This window comes from Paenibacillus polysaccharolyticus (assembly GCF_900102085.1).
Taxonomy (GTDB): Bacteria; Bacillota; Bacilli; order Paenibacillales; family Paenibacillaceae; genus Paenibacillus; species Paenibacillus polysaccharolyticus.
This window is the reverse complement of the sequence record NZ_FMVM01000002.1, coordinates 199005-217500: the sequence shown is the minus strand read 5'-3', so window position 1 is coordinate 217500 and position 18496 is coordinate 199005. Positions and strand designations below refer to the sequence as shown.

The 18496-nt window shown below is 44.9% G+C and carries 18 protein-coding genes; 5 read left to right on the top strand and 13 right to left on the bottom strand.

Translation table 11 applies throughout. From position 1 onward, the window contains the following. Nucleotides 1-115 precede the first annotated feature (115 nt). The gene (locus tag BLQ13_RS03470) at nt 116-466 is read left to right on the top strand and encodes a winged helix-turn-helix transcriptional regulator (protein ID WP_090916029.1); all 351 of its coding nucleotides are present in this window, start codon (nt 116-118) and stop codon (nt 464-466) included. On the opposite strand, the gene BLQ13_RS03465 is transcribed toward BLQ13_RS03470, so the two are convergent. Further along, nucleotides 449-1504 (bottom strand): alkene reductase, encoded by a 1056-nt coding sequence (locus tag BLQ13_RS03465; RefSeq protein WP_090916027.1) that lies wholly within the window; start codon nt 1502-1504, stop codon nt 449-451. The genes BLQ13_RS03470 and BLQ13_RS03465 overlap by 18 nt on opposite strands. Before the next feature lie 169 nt (nt 1505-1673). Here BLQ13_RS03465 and BLQ13_RS03460 point away from each other — a divergent pair, with 169 nt between their 5' ends. Further along, complete coding sequence (locus tag BLQ13_RS03460; protein WP_090916024.1) at nt 1674-2537, top strand: LysR family transcriptional regulator; 864 nt, start codon at nt 1674-1676, stop codon at nt 2535-2537. Nucleotides 2538-2676: 139 nt separating this feature from the next. On the opposite strand, the gene BLQ13_RS03455 is transcribed toward BLQ13_RS03460, so the two are convergent. The 5 genes from BLQ13_RS03455 to codB all read right to left on the bottom strand — a co-directional run bounded on the left by BLQ13_RS03455 (nt 2677) and on the right by codB (nt 8316). Then, on the bottom strand, nt 2677-3699 hold the full coding sequence (locus BLQ13_RS03455; protein WP_090916022.1) for a hypothetical protein: 1023 nt from the start codon (nt 3697-3699) through the stop codon (nt 2677-2679). Beyond that, complete coding sequence (locus BLQ13_RS03450; protein WP_090916020.1) at nt 3696-4190, bottom strand: RNA polymerase sigma factor; 495 nt, start codon at nt 4188-4190, stop codon at nt 3696-3698. Before BLQ13_RS03450 ends, BLQ13_RS03455 begins: the two co-directional genes overlap by 4 nt. Nucleotides 4191-4396: 206 nt before the next feature. Beyond that, nucleotides 4397-5461, bottom strand: a complete 1065-nt coding sequence (locus tag BLQ13_RS03445) for a polysaccharide deacetylase family protein (protein WP_090916018.1) — start codon at nt 5459-5461, stop codon at nt 4397-4399. 334 nt (nt 5462-5795) lie between these two features. Beyond that, nucleotides 5796-7070: a cytosine deaminase gene (locus tag BLQ13_RS03440; protein WP_090916016.1), complete on the bottom strand. Its 1275-nt coding sequence runs from the start codon at nt 7068-7070 to the stop codon at nt 5796-5798. After that, nucleotides 7039-8316, bottom strand: a complete 1278-nt coding sequence (codB, locus tag BLQ13_RS03435; protein ID WP_090916014.1) for a cytosine permease — start codon at nt 8314-8316, stop codon at nt 7039-7041. The genes BLQ13_RS03440 and codB overlap by 32 nt, the downstream gene beginning before the upstream one ends. 460 nt (nt 8317-8776) lie before the next feature. On the opposite strand from codB, the gene BLQ13_RS03430 reads away from it, so the two are divergent. Next, nucleotides 8777-10198 carry an N-acetylmuramoyl-L-alanine amidase family protein gene (locus BLQ13_RS03430; RefSeq protein WP_090916012.1) on the top strand — a complete coding sequence of 474 codons (1422 nt, stop codon included), beginning with the start codon at nt 8777-8779 and terminating at the stop codon, nt 10196-10198. A 48-nt stretch (nt 10199-10246) separates the two neighbouring features. Next, a complete protein-coding gene (locus BLQ13_RS03425) occupies nt 10247-10816 on the top strand; it encodes a GerMN domain-containing protein (protein ID WP_090916008.1) in 570 nt (189 codons plus the stop codon). 243 nt (nt 10817-11059) lie between these two features. Here BLQ13_RS03425 and BLQ13_RS03420 read toward each other — a convergent pair whose 3' ends face one another. Further along, nucleotides 11060-13333 carry a glycoside hydrolase family 3 N-terminal domain-containing protein gene (locus tag BLQ13_RS03420; protein ID WP_090916006.1) on the bottom strand — a complete coding sequence of 758 codons (2274 nt, stop codon included), beginning with the start codon at nt 13331-13333 and terminating at the stop codon, nt 11060-11062. A 158-nt stretch (nt 13334-13491) separates the two neighbouring features. Here BLQ13_RS03420 and BLQ13_RS03415 point away from each other — a divergent pair, with 158 nt between their 5' ends. Next, on the top strand, nt 13492-14259 hold the full coding sequence (locus tag BLQ13_RS03415; protein ID WP_090916004.1) for a sulfite exporter TauE/SafE family protein: 768 nt from the start codon (nt 13492-13494) through the stop codon (nt 14257-14259). 164 nt (nt 14260-14423) lie between these two features. Here the strand turns inward: BLQ13_RS03415 and BLQ13_RS03410 are convergent, their stop codons facing one another. The 6 genes from BLQ13_RS03410 to BLQ13_RS03385 all read right to left on the bottom strand — a co-directional run bounded on the left by BLQ13_RS03410 (nt 14424) and on the right by BLQ13_RS03385 (nt 18472). After that, the gene (locus BLQ13_RS03410) at nt 14424-14771 is read right to left on the bottom strand and encodes a DUF4260 domain-containing protein (RefSeq protein ID WP_090916002.1); all 348 of its coding nucleotides are present in this window, start codon (nt 14769-14771) and stop codon (nt 14424-14426) included. 46 nt (nt 14772-14817) lie between these two features. Further along, entirely contained in the window at nt 14818-15423 is a 606-nt protein-coding gene (locus tag BLQ13_RS03405; RefSeq protein ID WP_090916000.1) for a TetR/AcrR family transcriptional regulator, read from the bottom strand. Nucleotides 15424-15849: 426 nt separating this feature from the next. Beyond that, complete coding sequence (locus BLQ13_RS03400; protein ID WP_090915998.1) at nt 15850-16281, bottom strand: DUF3237 family protein; 432 nt, start codon at nt 16279-16281, stop codon at nt 15850-15852. 223 nt (nt 16282-16504) lie between these two features. After that, nucleotides 16505-17479, bottom strand: coding sequence for a sensor domain-containing protein (locus tag BLQ13_RS03395; protein ID WP_090915996.1), 975 nt, complete (start codon nt 17477-17479; stop codon nt 16505-16507). A 2-nt stretch (nt 17480-17481) separates the two neighbouring features. Then, nucleotides 17482-18108, bottom strand: coding sequence for a chemotaxis protein CheC (locus BLQ13_RS03390; RefSeq protein ID WP_090915994.1), 627 nt, complete (start codon nt 18106-18108; stop codon nt 17482-17484). Then, nucleotides 18098-18472, bottom strand: coding sequence for a response regulator transcription factor (locus BLQ13_RS03385; RefSeq protein WP_090915992.1), 375 nt, complete (start codon nt 18470-18472; stop codon nt 18098-18100). The genes BLQ13_RS03390 and BLQ13_RS03385 overlap by 11 nt, the downstream gene beginning before the upstream one ends. Between the last annotated feature and the right edge of the window lie 24 nt (nt 18473-18496).

Here is an 18496-nt window from a genome sequence, read left to right as displayed (position 1 = left end):
GTTAGTATGATTATAATATCTACAATCTACAGAACAAGTACGATTCTTTTTCTGACTAAGTATCAAAAAGTATACTAATGGACCGGAACAACAACTTTGGCTTGGAGGTTTTTGTGTGAAATATGATTTTAATTTTGAGCAACTCTGTCCGGCTACTTATGCATTTCAAGTGATTGGTGGCAAGTGGAATCTGCCAATTCTGGCGATTCTAAGTGAAGATGACGCTATTCGATATAACGAATTAAAAAGAAGACTGCCGGGCATCACACCAACAATGTTAACCAATTGTTTGAAAGATTTGATTCAATACGGAATCGTGCATCGGGAGCAATATAACGAAATTCCGCCAAGAGTCGAATATTCACTCACACTATCTGGCAAAGAACTGGTTCCTTTAATTGAATCGATGGTGTTATGGGGTAAGAAAAATATGCAGCAAGGATCAAATTCACTTCAAAACGGATAAATGCCTTGTGGCATCATACGTAGTTAGCGGAAGTCCTGTTGTCCATCTTTGTACCAAATCCGGATTGGCAATGAAGGGTCGACCAAAAGCAGCCAGATCAATTACACCGTCATTGATTGCCTCTTCCGCCCTCTCCAGACTGAGATTCCCTACTCCGATAATCATGTGCTCCCATTGTGTCCGAATGGCCTGATGGAAGTTAAGTCCATCTAACCAGACACTTGCATAACTTTCGGTTGAAGGGTGCAGAATGGTGATGCCCGTTTCACGAAACAGCGCCAGATAGGCGTGGAGAGTCTCGACTCTAGAGGCCCATGAATAAGAAGGATCGTCATCCTTTTTTTCGGAAAACCGGATGCTTATGCGTTCTACGCTGATTTCTTTTTTCACCGCCTCAATAATCTCTCTCAAAAAGCGAAGTCTCTCCTGAAGACCGCCACCATACTGATCTGTTCGTTTGTTCGTACGCTCATTGATGAATTGGTCAATCAGATACCCGTGTGCTGCATGGAGCTCGATCCCGTCAAACCCCGCTAAAACGGCAGTGCGCGCAGCCATCTGAAAATGATAGACAACATTCTCGATCTCCCCTTGAGTCATGGCTTGAGGGCATTCATAGGGCTTGTGAAGTTTATGCACCTTCCCCTCCGCTTGTATGGCTGAAGGGGCCTGGGGTTTCCTTCCGATTAAGTCGGAATGCGAAAGGCGACCTACATGCCATAATTGTGCGATGATCGTACCGCCGTGTCGATGAACAGCTTCCGTTACCTTTTTCCAAGAAGAGGTCTGTGCGTCCGTATATAATCCAGATACCCCGTAGGTTCCTTTGCCTGAAAGCATCGGATTAATCCCTTCCGTAATGATCAAACCCACGCCATCTCTAGCTCGTTGTTCGTAATAAGCAGCGATTTCATCGGTTACCGTTCCGTCCGCATCTGATGCAAAACCTCTAGTGAGCGGAGCCATGACGATACGGTTGCGAAGCTTCCATTGGTTGATCGTTGCAGGTTGAAACAAATTTAAATTGATTTTAGACATGTCATTTCCTCTTCTCTGTTTGAATTAAAGTTATTGTAGAACGGATAAGACATATCGTAAAATGATTAGAATATATAAGGATATCACTCAGAGTGATACCTTTACTTAAAGAAATGACGAAGAACTATCGTTCTTTTTCCGCTTAAAAATTTCTGTTCGGGAGGCTGTCATGGAACTATCTGATATTGATATTATGCTGGCCGTTGGACGCTCGGGCAAAATCTCACAAGCAGCCAAAGAACTAAACTATGCCCAGTCTAATGTCACAACACGGATCAAGAAACTGGAGGAAGAATACCAGGTTCAATTGTTTAACCGTTCTTCCAAAGGGGTGATACCCACGGAAAAAGGAACGCAGTTTCTTGCTTATGCGGCACGGATTCGAGGTCTGCTACATGATTTGCAACAAGAGATGATCGATCCGGAGGAACCATCGGGTACGTTGAAAATCGGAATCGTCGAAACCGCCGCTTCACGTCGTTTCATGGAGATTTTGAATGAGTATCAGATGACTTATCCGGACGTGTCCATTTCGCTGGTGAACGCCACCTCCCCCAAAGTGCTAAGGCATAAAATTCAGTCTTCTGAACTGGATGGTGCTTTCATTAGCGGGGCCTGCGTGAAGGAAGGATTAAAGGTGGAATATGAGATGCAGGATACGGTTCACATCATCTCGAAACGAACGGATACGCTTCTGGAATCGTTTTGTCAGCTTTCGTGGGTTGTCTTTCCCCAAGGGTGCCCGTATCGTGAGCTTACAGAAAAGTTTTTAGCGGAAGAAGAACTTTCGGCCAAAAAATTGATTGAAGTCAGTACAATGGAAAATTTACTTAACTGTGTAGAATCCGGGATCGCTGTGACAATTATGCCCTGTAGCGTTGTTCACAATAAACCTGAGGCATACACGTTACACAATCTATCTGATGTATTTACACCAACCACTACCACATTTGTTCGTGGTGAAAATCGATATGTCAGCAGTGCCCTTAAGCAGTTCATGAGACTGTTACATGAGAAGTGTATAACCTTCTAGGTCTTCATTGAGAACCATTTTGCTGACTATTCGACCATATATGCATAAAAAAGAGCAGCCAGATGGCTGCTCTCTTTTTATACTGTAACTCGTTCTACATACTGAATAGCTCATTCTGCTCACCCAAGCAGCTCTTTTATTACTTAAGACTGTTCCATAATTGCTGAAACGCCCCCTGCTCTACTTCAAAAAATACAGGTACATGACCGTAACGCACCATGCCTTCCTCACCGAACAACACAAGCTGAACCTTTGTTTTATCTTTCAGGGTCAAATAAATTATTTTGCGATCTTCTTTGCCATAGAGACGTTCTTCCAGTTCAGAACTTGTTGCAACCGGTGTTGCTTTGTACAATGCTTCAATAAAACGGTTCAGTGACTCGTCTACCGGAAGCTGCTGTAGCTGCCCCAGCCCATTATTCCAGCTATCAAAGCTCTCCCACTGCGCTGCAGTCACATGACCCTCGATGTTAAGCTTGCCAATTAGATCGGCGCCGCTGCTAATCGATATACCATTGGTTTTATCGAACAATTGGGCGTAAACTTGTCCGTCTATTTCCGTATAAGACATAATCCGAAAATCAGAATCGTATCCGTTCACGGTGTAAATATCTGCTGTACCAATCGTCGAGGCCAGATCCTTGTAGTCATCCTTACCACTTAGCTCATGGATGCCACCAGTCGTTTTGCCCAGCTTCTCTCCACGGAGCGACAAGGCATCTGCAGCATCCACCGTTGTCGCAGATTCGGTGTAGACGTTACCATGATAAACAACCAATCCAAGCATGTCTGCCTTAACATTCTGGTTATCCCCACTCGGCACCTCAATCTTCGGAATCTCTACAGGAACTATGTTTGAATTCTCAGTCTTGATCACGGTCTGACCATCGGAAATCAAGCCTTTGATAACCTCTCCGGTATTTAACGCTGTCTCTTTTGAAGGTGCAGTCGTTCCACCCCATTGTTGCCAAACTGTCGGTGCTGCCAGCCCAATACCTGCTGCGACCACAACACTCACTGCGATGTACAGCGATTTACGAGGCCGTTTCGTTGATTGACGCTGGACATTCATGTTCTGTTCGATTCTTTTTTTCATCTGGTCATCTGGTTTCATCTGATCCACCGCTTTCTTATATCGTTGTTTGAATTGTTGTTCGTTCATGGTTGTTCCTCCCCCTCAAGCTCCAGTTTTAATAGTTGTCTCCCCCGTTGTAATCTCATCTTCACAGCTGATTCACTAATCTCTAAAATCTGGCTAATATCCCGGATGCCATAGTCTTCGTAATAATAGAGATGAACTACCGATCTATATTTCACGGGCAGAGACAACACCAGTTCAATCAAAGCCTGATCTTCAGGATTATCCATCATGACGGGTTCCACGGTTCCCAGCTTGACTTCCCGTTTACGCCAGCCTTTACGGAGCAGGGATTTGCAATGATTGGTAATCACCCGGATCAACCATGCTTTTTGATGTTCCGCATCGTTGAACGCAGGCGCTTTTTCCATCCATTTAATGAACGTATCCTGAGTGGCTTCTTCCGCGTCTTCCCGCCTGCCGAGGTGAACCATTGCAATCCGGAACAGCGTATCCGCGTATGTATCATAGATGTTCGTGACTTCATCACTTGGTTGGGATATGGTTTGCTGCATGGTTGTTGTGCCCTCCTTTATACCCTAAACACTCTTACGGACGACATTTGGTCACATTTTGTTTTCACTTTTTTATCTCCGCTTGCAAAACACGCAAAAAAGGCTATTTCGCTGACAACACACTACCAAGTGCGTGTCATTGAAATAGCCCATTCATATTAACATTAACGGTAAAGTGCCCCGCTTTAAATGGGTTGATTCACAAACTAACTTATTTCCAAATAATCGAGATATGCGTCCCATGTACCGTCATCTGCTGTTACGATCAGCTCAATCACCTGATTTCCGGTGCCATGACTGATATTATTCAGCGTATACACTGCGGGACTGCTGCCTCCAAAATAAAACGTACCTTTCGTCTGCCCGCCAATCTTTAGATCCACTCTGGCCATATTGGCATTGTTCGACGCACCTCGCAATGCGAATGAATGCGTCCCGCTTGAGAAGTTATGCGTCGTCCGCACGGCGTCATTATTCGCATACAAGACAACACCGTTGAACGGAGAGCTGATATTGCCAGTATACTGTCCGCTCTTGGTCATATTTTCTGTTTCGATTCTTACCGTCGTTGCGGGTGGATTGTTGGTTGCCCCATCCGGTGCAACAGCTCGTCCGGTGGATGGAGAGATCATACCGGCACACAGGCCTCGGTTTTTCAGATTTTGAGCAATCTGAGGAATAGCCTGAAGTGTTGTCTGGTACTGATCATGCATCAGAATAACATCTCCACTTGCCATACGATTCACCGCAGCTACTATCTGGGAGGCACTCGCCCCATTCCAATCCTGTGAATCGACATTCCACAACACTTCTCTCAAACCGTTCTGGCTGATGACCGATTTCACCGTTGCGTTGGTAGCACCATAGGGGGGTCTGAAGAGTGAAGGCGATGAACCGGTAATGGAACGAATGGTCTGCTGTGTACGTGTAATCTCAGATGCCATCTGAGAAGTATTCAGCTTCGTCATATCGGCATGCGTATAGGAATGGTTGGCAATCCACATGCCGGCGGATACCTGCGCACGAACCAAAGCTTGATTGTTTTGCGAGTTTTGTCCGGTATTAAACATGGTAGCGCGCAGACCCGACTGTTTCAGTGCATTAAGTATATTGTTGGTATTGTTGGAAGGGCCGTCATCAAAAGTCAGACCTACATAACCGTTAGGACAACTGGCATCAGCGGCAGTGGCAGAAGGAAGCGGCGGTATAGCAAATAATGTACTTAAAAGGGCAACAGACATAGCGGCTTTAATGAGCTTGGATTTAAACATGAATACACCTCCAGTTAATTGGTTAACATCATATTTTTTCTGGTTCAATCGAAATGGCTTACTGCCGTACTTCTCTCTACCTCCTCTCTTAACCAAGATCACCATCCGATAAAAGCGCTTACATAGATGAATAGTTTAAACTCTATCATTATGATGTTTCTAGCACTTCGCCCGGGTTGAATCTAGTATAAACGATGATTATATTGAAGTAAATTCAAATTATTACAATATATCCTATTTATTTTTCGATCCCAAAAAGAAAACCCTTGATACAGAGTCAACACCACCTAGAACATAGAGGGTTTAAACCTGTATCAAGGAGATAACTTTCACACTATTTATTAAAGGTAACCCTTTCTACGCTACCATCCAGAACAATGGATGTATCGCGGGGTTTTGTTTCCGCGATTTTACGTCCTTTTCTGAAGGAGTACAGAACCGCTGCCTGTTTGCGCACCGCTTCGTATTCATTCTCCGCTTCCATAATGATGAAGTTAGCCGGCTTGCCTTCTTCAACACCGTAACGATCTTCAATGTGCAGTGTTTTGGCACTATTTTTTGTAATCAGATCGATGGAATTCACAATCTGGTCGTAACCCAGCAACTGTGAAGCATGAATGCCCATGTGCAGTACTTGCATCATATTGCCCGTACCGAGCGGATACCATGGATCGAAGATATCATCATGGCCGAAGCAGACGTTCAAGCCCGCTTCCTGCAGCTCCTTCACTCGTGTCAGCCCTCTTCTCTTCGGATACGTGTCAAAGCGTCCTTGCAGGTGAATGTTCACCAGCGGATTGGATACAAAGTTCAGATTGGCCATCTTGAGCAGCCGGAACAGCTTGTATGTGTATGCATCGTTGTATGACCCCATTGCAGTGGTGTGACTTGCTGTAGTACGTGAGCCTAGCCCTCGTTCATACGCTTCCTTGGCAACAACTTCAATGAAACGGGATTGCTCATCATCAATTTCATCACAGTGAATATCAATGAGACGGTCGTATTTTTCAGCCAGGTCAAAAGCAACTCTCATGGAATCAACGCCATACTCACGTGTAAACTCAAAGTGCGGAATGCCGCCGACAACGTCCACGCCCATTTTAAGTGATTCTTCCAGCAGCTCCACACCGTTTGGATAAGAGTGAATGCCTTCCTGCGGGAATGCAACCAATTGAATATCGATGTACGGTGCCAATTCTTCCTTCACTTCAAGCATCGCTTTAACGGCGATCAGGCTTGGATCTGTCACATCCACATGTGTTCTCACATGCTGAATGCCTTGCGCCATCTGCCATTTCAAAGCTGTTTTGGAACGTGTTTTCACGTCCTCATGGGTCAGAAATGCTTTTCGCTCCGACCAGCGCTGGATACCTTCGAACAACGTACCACTCAGATTCCACTCCGGCTCCCCTGCTGTCAGCGTTGTATCCAGGTGAATATGAGGTTCAATGAATGGTGGCAACACCAGTGCTCCGCCTGCATCCATTGTCTCTTCATTTGTACCCGAAGCTGGCTGTGGATCTTGCGTAATCTGCTCAAACTTCCCGTCTCTAACGACGATATTCCAAAGGCCTTCTTTATCCCGCAATTTTGCGTTCTGTATAATCATGTGTTTTCCCCTTTTCTTTGGATGATGTCATGGACACGATGCCCATGAGAGCTACATACGCCACGGCTGTACCGATCAGCGCGTTAAGCGGTGTTACTCCGGGAGCGAGCTGTGCAAACGCTACACCAATGGCCCATGCAATCATAGCAACCCAGTTTACTTTTTTGAAATTCATGTCGGCAAATGGTGCATACGATCTGCGTTTTACAATGAAGTAGTCCGCAATGATGATTGCTCCAATCGAGGGAATTGCTGCGCCGAGCACATTCAGGAAACCCACGAAGTTGTTGTACATCCACATCGCAAATACGGTCCCAATGATCCCGTTAACGATAACAAAGAATTTTTTCGATATTTTCGTAATGTTGGCAAAACCAAGACCCGAAGCATATAAAGCATTGTCGTTGGTTGTCCAGATATTGAGGCCCAGTACGATAATTGCAGGAATAAGTAGCCCTTGCAGGAACATAACTTCCGATATGTCAGCCAGATTGTACGCCATTGCGCCGACAGCTCCGAACAAGAACATGAGTGAGTTACCGAGGAAAAATGCAATCACCGTCGCCGTAACCGCCTGCCGCGACGTCCGGGAGAAACGTGCAAAGTCTGGCGTGAGCGTCCCGCCGCTTATGAAAGAACCGATACAGATGGTGAGCGCTGCGGCCGCGGTAAGTGTCTGTGTTGGCGTGTAATCCAGCAACCCTTGTAGCCCGCCCAGCGAGCCAGCTCCCTCAAACATGGAGTACCCTCCGAGAATCGCTATGGCAGGTACTGCAATATAACCAAGAATAACAAGAGACTTCATACCGAAGATCGCGGATGCGGTCATCGCCAGACCAAATAAAACGATAAGCAGGTATACGTTCCAGTCCATCGCTTTGGCAACCGGAATGGCAAACATCGCTACCCCAACCCCGAACCATCCAACCTGTGTAAAACCGAGCAAGAAGGAAGGTAGATAAGATCCTTTTTCACCAAACGAATATTTCGCCAGCAAATGGGTGGACAATCCTGTCTTGGCAGCGATATGCGCCAGCGCCCCGGTGTAGATGCCAAGCACCAAATTACCTGCCAGCACGATCGCCATAAATTCCATAAAGGTGAGGCTGACACCGAGTGTGCCACCAGCCAGCATACTGGCCGAGAAAAACGTGAATCCAAGCATGACGGATAACGTCTTCCAGAAATGATTGCGCTGTGCCTTGGGTACTTCTTGCCATGAAAACTCTTGATCTTGTTTGCTCATCAGAAACCCTCCAGTTAAAAGTGTTCTGATACCATAAAAAAAGCAGAAAAAGAGGCTACTTGTCACGCTTATACGCTGACAAGTAGCCTCTTTATGCATCATAATCCACGCGAAGACACAGAACATTCCTGTGCAGGAAATGCTCTGATTCTCGCGTGATTACAAAATCCGCTGCCCTTGCCAGCCTCTCTGGACTGAATTAAAGGTACCAGTATTCAATTACATTCTATTATTTTGGAAAAATGGTTGACTGTCAATGTCATTTTCATCCAAATTCATTAATATTCGAATCGCGAGAAGCCGGTATTTAACTCATAATTCCTGTCGTAGCTTGGTCTCCACGTCTTCCCTTGCTGCGTAAAAATAAGATGTAATTTATTAAAAAGAATGTAGCACGTAGCAGGAACAATTCGCATAAATGTAGAATATTGTCACAAGCATAATTAAATTGAGGTGTGAAATGAGAAAATTCGTAAGTGTACTCTTGTTCAGTTTATTTTTTCTGATTGTCCTGCCCAATGTGGGACAAGCTGCCCCGCAAACTAAAATTATATTGGATGGTCAGGAGCTTGTGTTGCCGTCAGATGTCGAAGTTGTCAATGTAAACAACAATGTCATGATTCCCATTCGTGTTGTTGCTGAGAATTTGAAATTCAACGTGAAATGGGATCAGAAGAGTCAGAATGTGAGCATTGAACAAAATGCCAAGATCCTGTCTCTCAACGTAGGCAAGAAAGAAGCTAGGGTTCAGAATGAAAAAGTAACTCTGAACACGGCACCGAAATTAATCAAAAATACGGTCGTTGTTCCCCTTCGTTTTGTTAGTGAAGAGATGGGACTGTCCGTAAGCTGGAATAACAAAGAAAAAATTGTTGGCCTGACAAGCTCTGAAGTTCCTCCTGTTGCTGAGCCATCCCCTGCACCCACTGTTCCAGGCGTAGGAAATAACATCGTATGGGGCAAAGTTAATGATCTCAGCTTTGCTAATCAGCAGCTTGTTGTATCTGTTGACAAAGAGGTTACGCCACAGATCACCAGACTATCCAATCCTGATCGTATCGTGGTTGATCTGCCGAATACCACCTTTGGAGATATCGGCTCAACATTACAGCAGGGCACGATGGGTAAGCTTGATGTTAGCGGTATTGCAAATGTAACAGAAATTCGATATGCCCTTTTCAAAAATGATCCGGCTCAAGTTAGAGTTGTCATTGAGTTGAATAATTTGAGTGATGTGCAGGTCAATTCTCAATATGTCAGTGGCAAACTAATTCTTGACTTAGCGCTTACACCTACGATCGGCGTTCCAATCAGCCCCGTTGGAAATGAAGGTGGCAAAAAAATCATTGTCATTGATCCCGGGCATGGTGGCAAAGACCCAGGCACCATCGGCATCTCCAACACACAAGAAAAAGATTTCACGTTACCTCTAGCCCTCAAAGTTCAGGCCCTTCTGCTACTAGAGCCGGATATTGAAGTTGTAATGACACGTGACACAGACGTTTACCCTACCCGCCCAGAGCGGGTGCAGCTGGCTAACACGTTAAACGCGGATGTGTTTGTATCCATCCATGGAAACAGTGTGAAAGCCTCGCCGCAGACTACAGGCACCGAGACGTACTATTACAAACGAAGCAGCAGTAAAGAACTGGCAGATATCGTACACAGACATCTCATAGAAGCGTTAGGCTTTAAGGATCGCAAGGTTAAGAACGGCAATTTGGAAGTGCTTCGAGATACAACGATGCCCGCTGTGTTACTTGAAATTGGATTTCTAAGCAATCTCGTTGAAGAACAAGCCATGCTTTCCGACAGTGTTCAGAATAAAGCAGCTCAGGCTATCGTGGATGGAATCAAGGAGTTTTTACACCAATCGCAATGAACAGTGAATGTAATTGAGAACTGAATGTGAAGATAAGGATGTGCTTTGATGAAAAAAAAGACAAATATGATGCTCCTGCTCTACCTTACGGCTATATTGCTCATCCTTGCCGGTTGCGGCAATAAACCGGCTACAGACCCTGGAAATGCGGAGCCTGCACCTAATACGACTCCATCTAACGGCTCTTCCCCCTCTGCACCAGATGCCGAGAAAAAAGAATCACAGGAAATTGAAGTGGGTTATGTGGACTCGGAACTCACGCAAGTCAAAACCAAAAAAGCTCAAATTGAATTTTCAAACAATAACGAAAAATATACACAAGCGTTTGATGAGATGCAGCGCTCGGATGACCCGGAGTATATCTCGTTGTGGAGTGACATCGGGCTGGAATCACTTGAGTTTCACGAAGCCGACGGCGTACTTACGTTAAACATTCATATTCCCGACGAAGCCAGACTCGGTTCTGGCGGCGAACTCCTTTTCCTGGATACGTTGAAACAAACCATGTTTCAGTTTAAAGACATCCAAAGCATTCAGCTTCTGGTAGATGGAAAACAAAGCGAGAGCCTGATGGGGCATGTGGAATTGGAGAATCCGATTGTTCGTGGTACGGAATAATAGGATCGTGCCTGGTAAATGGCGTCTACGAGAGCAAAGATATGAATAAGGCAACGCATGAATAACTACAGCGGTTGCCCCACTGTAATACGTGAAAAACCTCGCCACCTGCTTCTAATTAGGGGCAAGGTTTTTCGACGTTCTGCAGAAACGTACGACGCAAAACTTCATTTTCCATTTCGTATCGGTGTACAAACATCATGAAAATTGAGCTTTGTCTTTTCTAATGTAATTCGATTCGGTTTATTCGCCGGACTGTCCGGAATCGATTGGAAGTTTACCTTTTGCCTCAAGTTTTCCTAACAGTACCTTGATAGCAGCAAGCGTGTTGGGCTCCTGTTTACCATACACAGCAAGGGCTGAACGTACATTGTGCAAATGAAGCATCTCATAGGGATTGCCAAGAGACAGCAACGTATAACGCACTTGGCGTTGGTTCAGTTCGTTGATGAATAACTGCATCTCTTCCCAACGAAACTGACTTGCTACGTTGCGGAATTGATACGAAGCCATAAGAACATAGTAGGCGTTGTTTACGGTCTGGAGCACCGTTTTCATATTATTCGAGTTCAAAACAACCGTCACCGTCTCAATGGAAGCATTACCAGCGGTTTGCTTGAGTTGTTTTTGCAGCTGCTCAGCCTGATCAGCATCAGAAGCTACGATGACGACTCGATCACTGGCTCGAATTGTCTCTACGCTCTTGCCATCCGCTCCAGCCAAAACAGTAACCGCCCGCTCCGCAATGCTACGCTCCACCTGAAGGTGAGCATCAGATCCGATGATGGTTTTTAACTTATTTAACTTTTGTGTCAGGGATGGACCAGACTCAAACAGATGATATTTCGATTTTACCGTCAAAATACGTTTTACCGCCTCATGCACCCGTTCGCTAGAAAGTGTCCCGTTATTCACAGCTTGAATGAGTGCCTGATGTGCATTGGACACATCTTGTGGCATGAGTATGATGTCTACACCCGCGTCAGCGGCACGCCTAACGGCTTCCGTTTCACCAAAATGCTCACTAATCCCCTTCATCGTGAAAGCATCGGAAATAATCAGACCTTTATACTGCAACTCTTCACAAAGCAAGCCGGTTAACACCTTACGAGATAGTGTAGCTGGAAGCGGAACCGGTGTACCGTCCTTGCGTGAGGTTACTTGCTCGTTATCTATCGCCGGAAAGGCAATATGTGCCGTCATTATCATATCGACACCTTCCTTAATTGCCGCCTTGAACGGTTTTAACTCCACCGCGTCCAGTCGCTCACGTCCATGTGTAAGCACAGGCAATCCCAGGTGAGAGTCAACGGATGTATCCCCATGCCCTGGAAAATGCTTCACGCCTGCGACAACATCCGACTGATGAAGTCCCTTGATCATGGCTAGGCCGAGCCGGGTTACCAGCTCCGCATTCGAGCTAAAGGATCGCATACCGATAATGGGATTGTCCGGATTGCTATTCACATCAAGCACAGGCGCAAAATTAACCTGAATACCAAGCGCTTTTAACTCTTCTCCAGTCAGTCGTCCGGCTGCTTCTGCCAGTGCAGGATCACCCGTTGCGCCTAGCGCCATCTGTCCAGGGAGATTGGTGCCGCCAGGAATACGACGAATCACCCCTCCTTCCTGATCGATGCCAATAAATAGCGGGATATCGCCAGTCTGGTTTTGGATCTGATGCGTAAACGTTGTAACCTGCTGTGCATCCACGATATTTTTTTCAAAAAGGATAAGTCCGCCCACATGCTGATCTTGAAGGTTACGTTTCAATCCCTCGTTTACAGTCGTTGTCGCTTTGCCGTTCCATTGTCTGATATCGGGCATAAGCATCTGACCTACCTGCTCGCTAACGGTCATATACGAAATGAGCTTGTCCCAATCCTTCGCCTGAATCGCCGCTTCACGTTCAAATTGAATGACACGTGCCATGAATACGGCATATTCCGCTCGTGTCACCGTCCGATCCGGTTGATACGTCCCATCGGGATAACCTCCAACGAGTCCGTTTGAACTCATAATCTGGATCGGCGCCGCCCCCCAATGTTTCTCCGTGTCGGTCCACTTAGCGTTCAAAGTCCCTTGTTGAAGCGGATATGCGCGCGTCAAAAAAGCTGCTGTTTCGGCGCGACTAATCGGTATATTAGGCCGAAAGGAGCCATCTGGAAATCCACCAGCCAGCCCATGTTGCTCAGCGATGGCAATCTCACGGTAAAAAGGATGATTTATCGATACATCGGCATATTTCAGCTTTTCCACTGGCTGTTCAAGCTGCTCCGGATAAAGTTCACGCACCAAGAAGGTAACGGCCTGTCCTCGGGTTACGGATGTCTGCGGCTGGAACTTCCCATTGCCATAACCTGCTACTGTGTCCCTTTTGGCCATATACTGAATGCCATCCTTGGCCCATTGCGTATGCTGGAGGTCGACAAAGGTGGTTTCTGCGTTGGCACTCCCCGCCCAGATCAACATAGAACCGAACGCTGCCGCCGCAATGGTTTTATACGTTAAACGCAATGCATTTCACTCCCTGTTCAATTGACTTGTTCATGAAGGGTTAGACGCGTCCTCCCCCGCTTTTGTTGCTCATGCATGATATAATCGAATTCATATTACTATTCGTCAAGAAAACGTCTGACATGGTTTTCGGGGGAATAAGAGTTTGGAGACATCTTATGTTAATGATAAATATTGTGCTTGTTATGTTTTTGCTAGGTCTTCTTCTTGGTTTTGTTGGCGCAGGCGGTTCCGGTTTCATTATCTCGATCCTGACGGTTGCATTCGGATATCCTATTCATGTTGCTCTCGGGACGGCGCTTGCTGCGATGTTTTTTTCATCGCTCTCGGGTTCAATCAGTCATTACCGGGAAGGTAATGCAATGCTCAAAACCGGTGTGATCGTTGGTCTGGCCGGTGCAACAGGAGCCTGGGTAAGCTCAGGATGGTCATCCTATATTCCTGAGGATCGGCTTGGTATGCTGACTTCTTTTATGCTTTTTGCATCAGGACTTGCGCTGTGGCTTCGCTTGATTCTTGTTTCGCGGCGCCCTGCTGGTTCTGAAATACAGACTGTCATACTCGGAAAAGGTCTGCGTTACTGGGTATATGCGTTATTGATTGGGGTAGTTACAGGTATGTTATCCGGACTGTTCGGTATTGGCTCCACGCCCTTTATCCAATTAGGACTTATGCTGTTGTTGAATATGCCTATGAGATATGCCGCTGGAACAACGATGTTGGTCATCATTCCCATAGCTTTGGCTGGCGGAGCCGGATATATGAGGATCGGTTATCTGGACTTGCAGTTGCTATTGCTGGTTGTAATCGGCACGATGTCCGGTTCATACGTTGGAGCGAAATTTACGAAACGTATGCCTGCACTATGGCTGAAAGTGGGTATGGTCGTGACTCCGATGATTGGAGCAACTATATTATGGCTGTGACTTTCTTGAAGCGTTCTGTGTAAGGCGTGCTAGATGTAACGAAGAAGTTCATTGTTCAATTAAAAAAGGATGTCCCCTAACATCTCGATGATGTGAGAGACATCCTTTTTCGGGTGTCTATTTTTAAAGTAAAAATACTAATCTATCATAGATACCCTATTAGATTATACGCGCTGGAGATGAGTATCCTTAAACTCCGTTTCATATTTCAAACCAAAACCAAACATGCGATCCATACCAATGTGAGCGATCCAGATGAAGCTGATCAACGTCAGAACGTCCATTTTCAACACGTAACCCGCTGCCAAAAATACCATAGGAATAATGTACGTATGTCCCACATTGTAGATTAGTGCGCCCAGTTTATTGTTAGCTACGTAGCCAATCATGAACACATCCGGGACGAGAAGCAACAGCAGGAAGAGCCACCAGGAATAATCATTATAAAAGTATAACGTTGTCGCTGCTGCGAGCACCAGCAATCCTTCTAATCGAATCCATAATCTAGTCATTTGGTTTGATCTCCTTTGAATGTAATTTATTTTGATATCGATGTAATTAATCGGCAGATTTCATTCCACTCAGCATCCACCCAATGCCCCGGGATACCTGTTCATGTGAGAGCGGCTGGGCTGACAGCAATACAGGCGATTGTAAAGTTAATCCGTCGAACACAGCTTGAATTAAGACTGCGAAGGTTTCTTTTTCACCTTCGTCCAGAGGCAGATCCAACCGATCGATGATTAATCGAATACCCGATTTCATCTCTTGATAGAGCTTTACTAACTCGTGCGCAAGTTTCTCATTACTGACACTTTCCGTCCAGAGACTGATTAACAGTGTAAACCACTCCGGGTTTGTTTTACGAAATTCAACGACATGTTGTAACGCTTGCTGAAGCAAATCAGCGGGTTCTGCTGTCATATCCAATTGTTGCAGGGCTTCCTTCATCCCCCGGTTAATCATCCATTCCCGCACAACCTCCACCAGAAGTGTTTCTTTCGTAGTAAAATGGTAGCCGATCAGTCCTTGTGCCACGCCAGCTTTGGCTGCAATTTCTTTCATGGTAGCTTTTGTATAGCCCACCTGACCGAACAATGTAAAGGCCGCTTGTAAAATGGCGTTTCTGCGCTCATCTTGATTTTCGGATTGTTGCTTAGACATTTAATTTCAACTCCAATACTGTTTGGTTGAACAGTCAATTTATGTCCTTATCTTAAAACTGTTTGGTCGAACAGTCAACATGTTTTTTGACATTTCAAATTGTATGTTGCTTCCAAATGAATATGTTATACTATACACGTTATATTAATGGTTTATTTTAGGAGGTTTTAAAAGTGATGAGCAGTGTGGGATTTCCAGGTATGTTATTTGCAATAGTCTTTCTGATTCTAGTGATTATGCTGATTCGAAGAATATTGAAACGATGAGAAAAACAAACTTTATTAACATGGGTTACTTCCGTGAATACATGCTGTTAAACATGAGAAAGCGTTGTTTGCCATAACAACGCTTTCGAGATATATAAAGTGTCTCAACCAATTTTGCAAGATGTGTTCACGCACCGCCGTTCCCTTCAGCAACTTAAACTTATGACTTCACCTTGAAAATCTTAATATTTACACCGCCGTCCGCCGGATAACCCTCACCAATAAGCGCATCCACGTTCAAATATGATAACGCCTGACTGTTGGTTATAATTCGAGGTGAGGTGCGAAACAGCATGTCACCCTTTACTTCTCCGATATACCCATTATTCTCGATGTAGATCTCACAAGCTTGCCCCGTATAATCTTCTCCCTGTAACATATATCTGGCTGACAAGCTGTGACGTCCTCCCGCTTTTCCAATAATTTGTGTATCCACGCCTCCCTCACGAACGAAGCCTTCAAAACAGGTTCCGGTGACATGTCCTCTAAACGTAATCATCACTACTGAGTCTCCCTCTGCGCTCTTTAGCTCAATTGAATTTTCAATCTTGACATGCACAGTAAACAACTCTTCCATCTCTAGCTTCGTCATCAATCATTGTCATCCTCTCTGTCTGTTATTTCGTGATTCTACCCATGTATTGACCCTACCTTACTTCACTTCGTCAGTTACTTAAGGACTCCTGCTAACAAGCGAGCTAATGAACAGCTTCTCTATGAAGCCTAACAAAAAAAGTTGCCAGAATAGCAACTTTGAGAGGTTGAGCATATATTTTATAAGGATTGGAAGCAGATGCTTATAAAAGAACAATATATTACCAGACTTGATCCAGCTCAGGATGAAAGAAGGCATAACCACACTTTCCATTTTTCTTGATTCTGTACATGGCCATATCCGCAAGTTTGAGAAGTTCCGTTGCATCTTGTCCATGCTTTGGAAACAGACTGATGCCAATACTGGCAGACAGATGGATCTCAATGGCATTAACATGAATCGGAGCTTCAAACGCAGCTGTCAAGTTCCTGGCAACGATCTCCGCATCATCATCATCCTTAATCTGGTTCAAGATAATGCTGAATTCGTCACCTCCCAGTCTTGCTACGCAATCCGTACTACGAATACTGCCCTTCAATCGACGGGAAACTTCCATTAACACCTGATCACCTATATCATGACCATAGGTATCATTAATCTGTTTGAACCCGTCCGTATCGATATACATTACTGCAAACCGCGACTCACTTCTTAGCGCATTGCTGACAGCCCATGCAAGACGATCTTTAAAGGCTAAACGATTAGGAAGACCTGTCAAGGAATCATGCAATGAAAGATGTTTGCTGATTTTCTCGGAAACTTTGATCTTGGTATACTCCGTATCCAGTTCCTTAATCAGGTTTTTGAGTTTGTACACGCGTGTGCTCGTATTGGTTGTGTCGCTAATCTGTAGCAGTGCATAACTGTGATCATTTTCATAAAGGGGTTCAACATGCAGATTCTGTCTGTAAAAACTCTCATCTCCTCCATCCTTCGGAAGGACAAAAGATTTATGTAAAGCGCTGGAGCAGAATCTGCTCTGCCCGTGATACAGCGCATTTTGTATGATGTTCATGTACATATTAGCCTTGAATCTGGGGCAAATCTCCAGCAGGTTTTTACCCAGCACGTCTTCAGCGAGCATACCTGTTAAACGTTCCAACCAGCCGTTCCACACGAGAATTTTCAATTGTTTGTCGACAATCATAATGCCCATTTTGGTTTTGTTCAGCGCCTGTACAATGAGATTATCCATGGTTATCCTCCCAGTAGAGCATTTATCTTATCCAGCAGACTGGAGATGGAATCCATGCTCAATGCAATAACGATAATTCCTTTTATATCTGTATCCGCAAGCAAAAAGGAGGTATGCAATACCAATATGTACACTTCATTCTGAAGCAAAATTTGCGGGTCAGTTCGCGTAACATGAAGCAGCTCAATATCAGGCAGTACATACTCCAGCTTTATTTCGAGAAAATTTCCGAATTCGCCAATAATGGCATTGAGCAGCACATTGCTGATTTCCTGTAACACATCGAGATCCGTATCCATTAATAGACAATCGTTTGCATCCACGTTTTCTGTCAATTCTCCGAGACACATATTCGCTAACACTTTTGCCTGCTCGGCAGGAAACATCAGGAAAGCTTTGCCTTGGAACTGATACCCGAACTGCAACGATGACCGAAAGAGATGGCCTTCCGCAAATAAAATGTTGTACCTACGATCCTCGGGGTCTACTTCTTTAATGGAGATTAGATCAACCTCGGGGATATTGAGTACAATATGTTTGTCTACAATTTCCGATAACATATTAGCAGCTTGTCCGACGTAAACATTGACAAGTTCAGTAAGCAGATCTTTTTGTAGCTCATTCAGCATAACGTGCCACCTGAATCATTTGGAGCAATGTACCTGCTCTTTCTGCAGTTAAAGGTTTATTCAGGAATCCTGAAATGCCCAGCTCCTCCACTTCCTCACGGGTAGCCTTCTGAATATCGGCAGACAAAATAATAATTTTGACATTCTGATCATTCTCTCGAATCAAACGCAACATATCCTGACCATTCAGTCCTGGCATCAAAAGATCTGTTGTTATCAAATCAGGTTTGTAATCTTGATAGAGTTGGTAACCGTCTTCTCCGTTGGTGGCCGTTCGAATTTCGCAATCCGGAATATGATCACTAATCAACTTGCTCATCAATTTCTGCACAAAAATCGAGTCTTCCACAATTAATACTTTCATGATTCTACTCAGTCTCCTTGATAA

What these genes read in the sequence shown, in the direction of transcription:
- BLQ13_RS03425 (WP_090916008.1), top strand. Translation starts at nt 10,247, where the DNA reads ATGAAAAAAAAGACAAATATGATGCTCCTGCTCTACCTTACGGCTATA.
- codB (WP_090916014.1), bottom strand. Translation starts at nt 8,316, where the DNA reads ATGAGCAAACAAGATCAAGAGTTTTCATGGCAAGAAGTACCCAAGGCA.
- BLQ13_RS03450 (WP_090916020.1), bottom strand. Translation starts at nt 4,190, where the DNA reads ATGCAGCAAACCATATCCCAACCAAGTGATGAAGTCACGAACATCTAT.
- BLQ13_RS03440 (WP_090916016.1), bottom strand. Translation starts at nt 7,070, where the DNA reads ATGATTATACAGAACGCAAAATTGCGGGATAAAGAAGGCCTTTGGAAT.
- BLQ13_RS03400 (WP_090915998.1), bottom strand. Translation starts at nt 16,281, where the DNA reads ATGACGAAGCTAGAGATGGAAGAGTTGTTTACTGTGCATGTCAAGATT.
- BLQ13_RS03430 (WP_090916012.1), top strand. Translation starts at nt 8,777, where the DNA reads ATGAGAAAATTCGTAAGTGTACTCTTGTTCAGTTTATTTTTTCTGATT.
- BLQ13_RS03405 (WP_090916000.1), bottom strand. Translation starts at nt 15,423, where the DNA reads ATGTCTAAGCAACAATCCGAAAATCAAGATGAGCGCAGAAACGCCATT.
- BLQ13_RS03385 (WP_090915992.1), bottom strand. Translation starts at nt 18,472, where the DNA reads ATGAAAGTATTAATTGTGGAAGACTCGATTTTTGTGCAGAAATTGATG.
- BLQ13_RS03415 (WP_090916004.1), top strand. Translation starts at nt 13,492, where the DNA reads ATGTTAATGATAAATATTGTGCTTGTTATGTTTTTGCTAGGTCTTCTT.
- BLQ13_RS03465 (WP_090916027.1), bottom strand. Translation starts at nt 1,504, where the DNA reads ATGTCTAAAATCAATTTAAATTTGTTTCAACCTGCAACGATCAACCAA.
- BLQ13_RS03455 (WP_090916022.1), bottom strand. Translation starts at nt 3,699, where the DNA reads ATGAACGAACAACAATTCAAACAACGATATAAGAAAGCGGTGGATCAG.
- BLQ13_RS03445 (WP_090916018.1), bottom strand. Translation starts at nt 5,461, where the DNA reads ATGTTTAAATCCAAGCTCATTAAAGCCGCTATGTCTGTTGCCCTTTTA.
- BLQ13_RS03410 (WP_090916002.1), bottom strand. Translation starts at nt 14,771, where the DNA reads ATGACTAGATTATGGATTCGATTAGAAGGATTGCTGGTGCTCGCAGCA.
- BLQ13_RS03460 (WP_090916024.1), top strand. Translation starts at nt 1,674, where the DNA reads ATGGAACTATCTGATATTGATATTATGCTGGCCGTTGGACGCTCGGGC.
- BLQ13_RS03395 (WP_090915996.1), bottom strand. Translation starts at nt 17,479, where the DNA reads ATGGATAATCTCATTGTACAGGCGCTGAACAAAACCAAAATGGGCATT.
- BLQ13_RS03390 (WP_090915994.1), bottom strand. Translation starts at nt 18,108, where the DNA reads ATGCTGAATGAGCTACAAAAAGATCTGCTTACTGAACTTGTCAATGTT.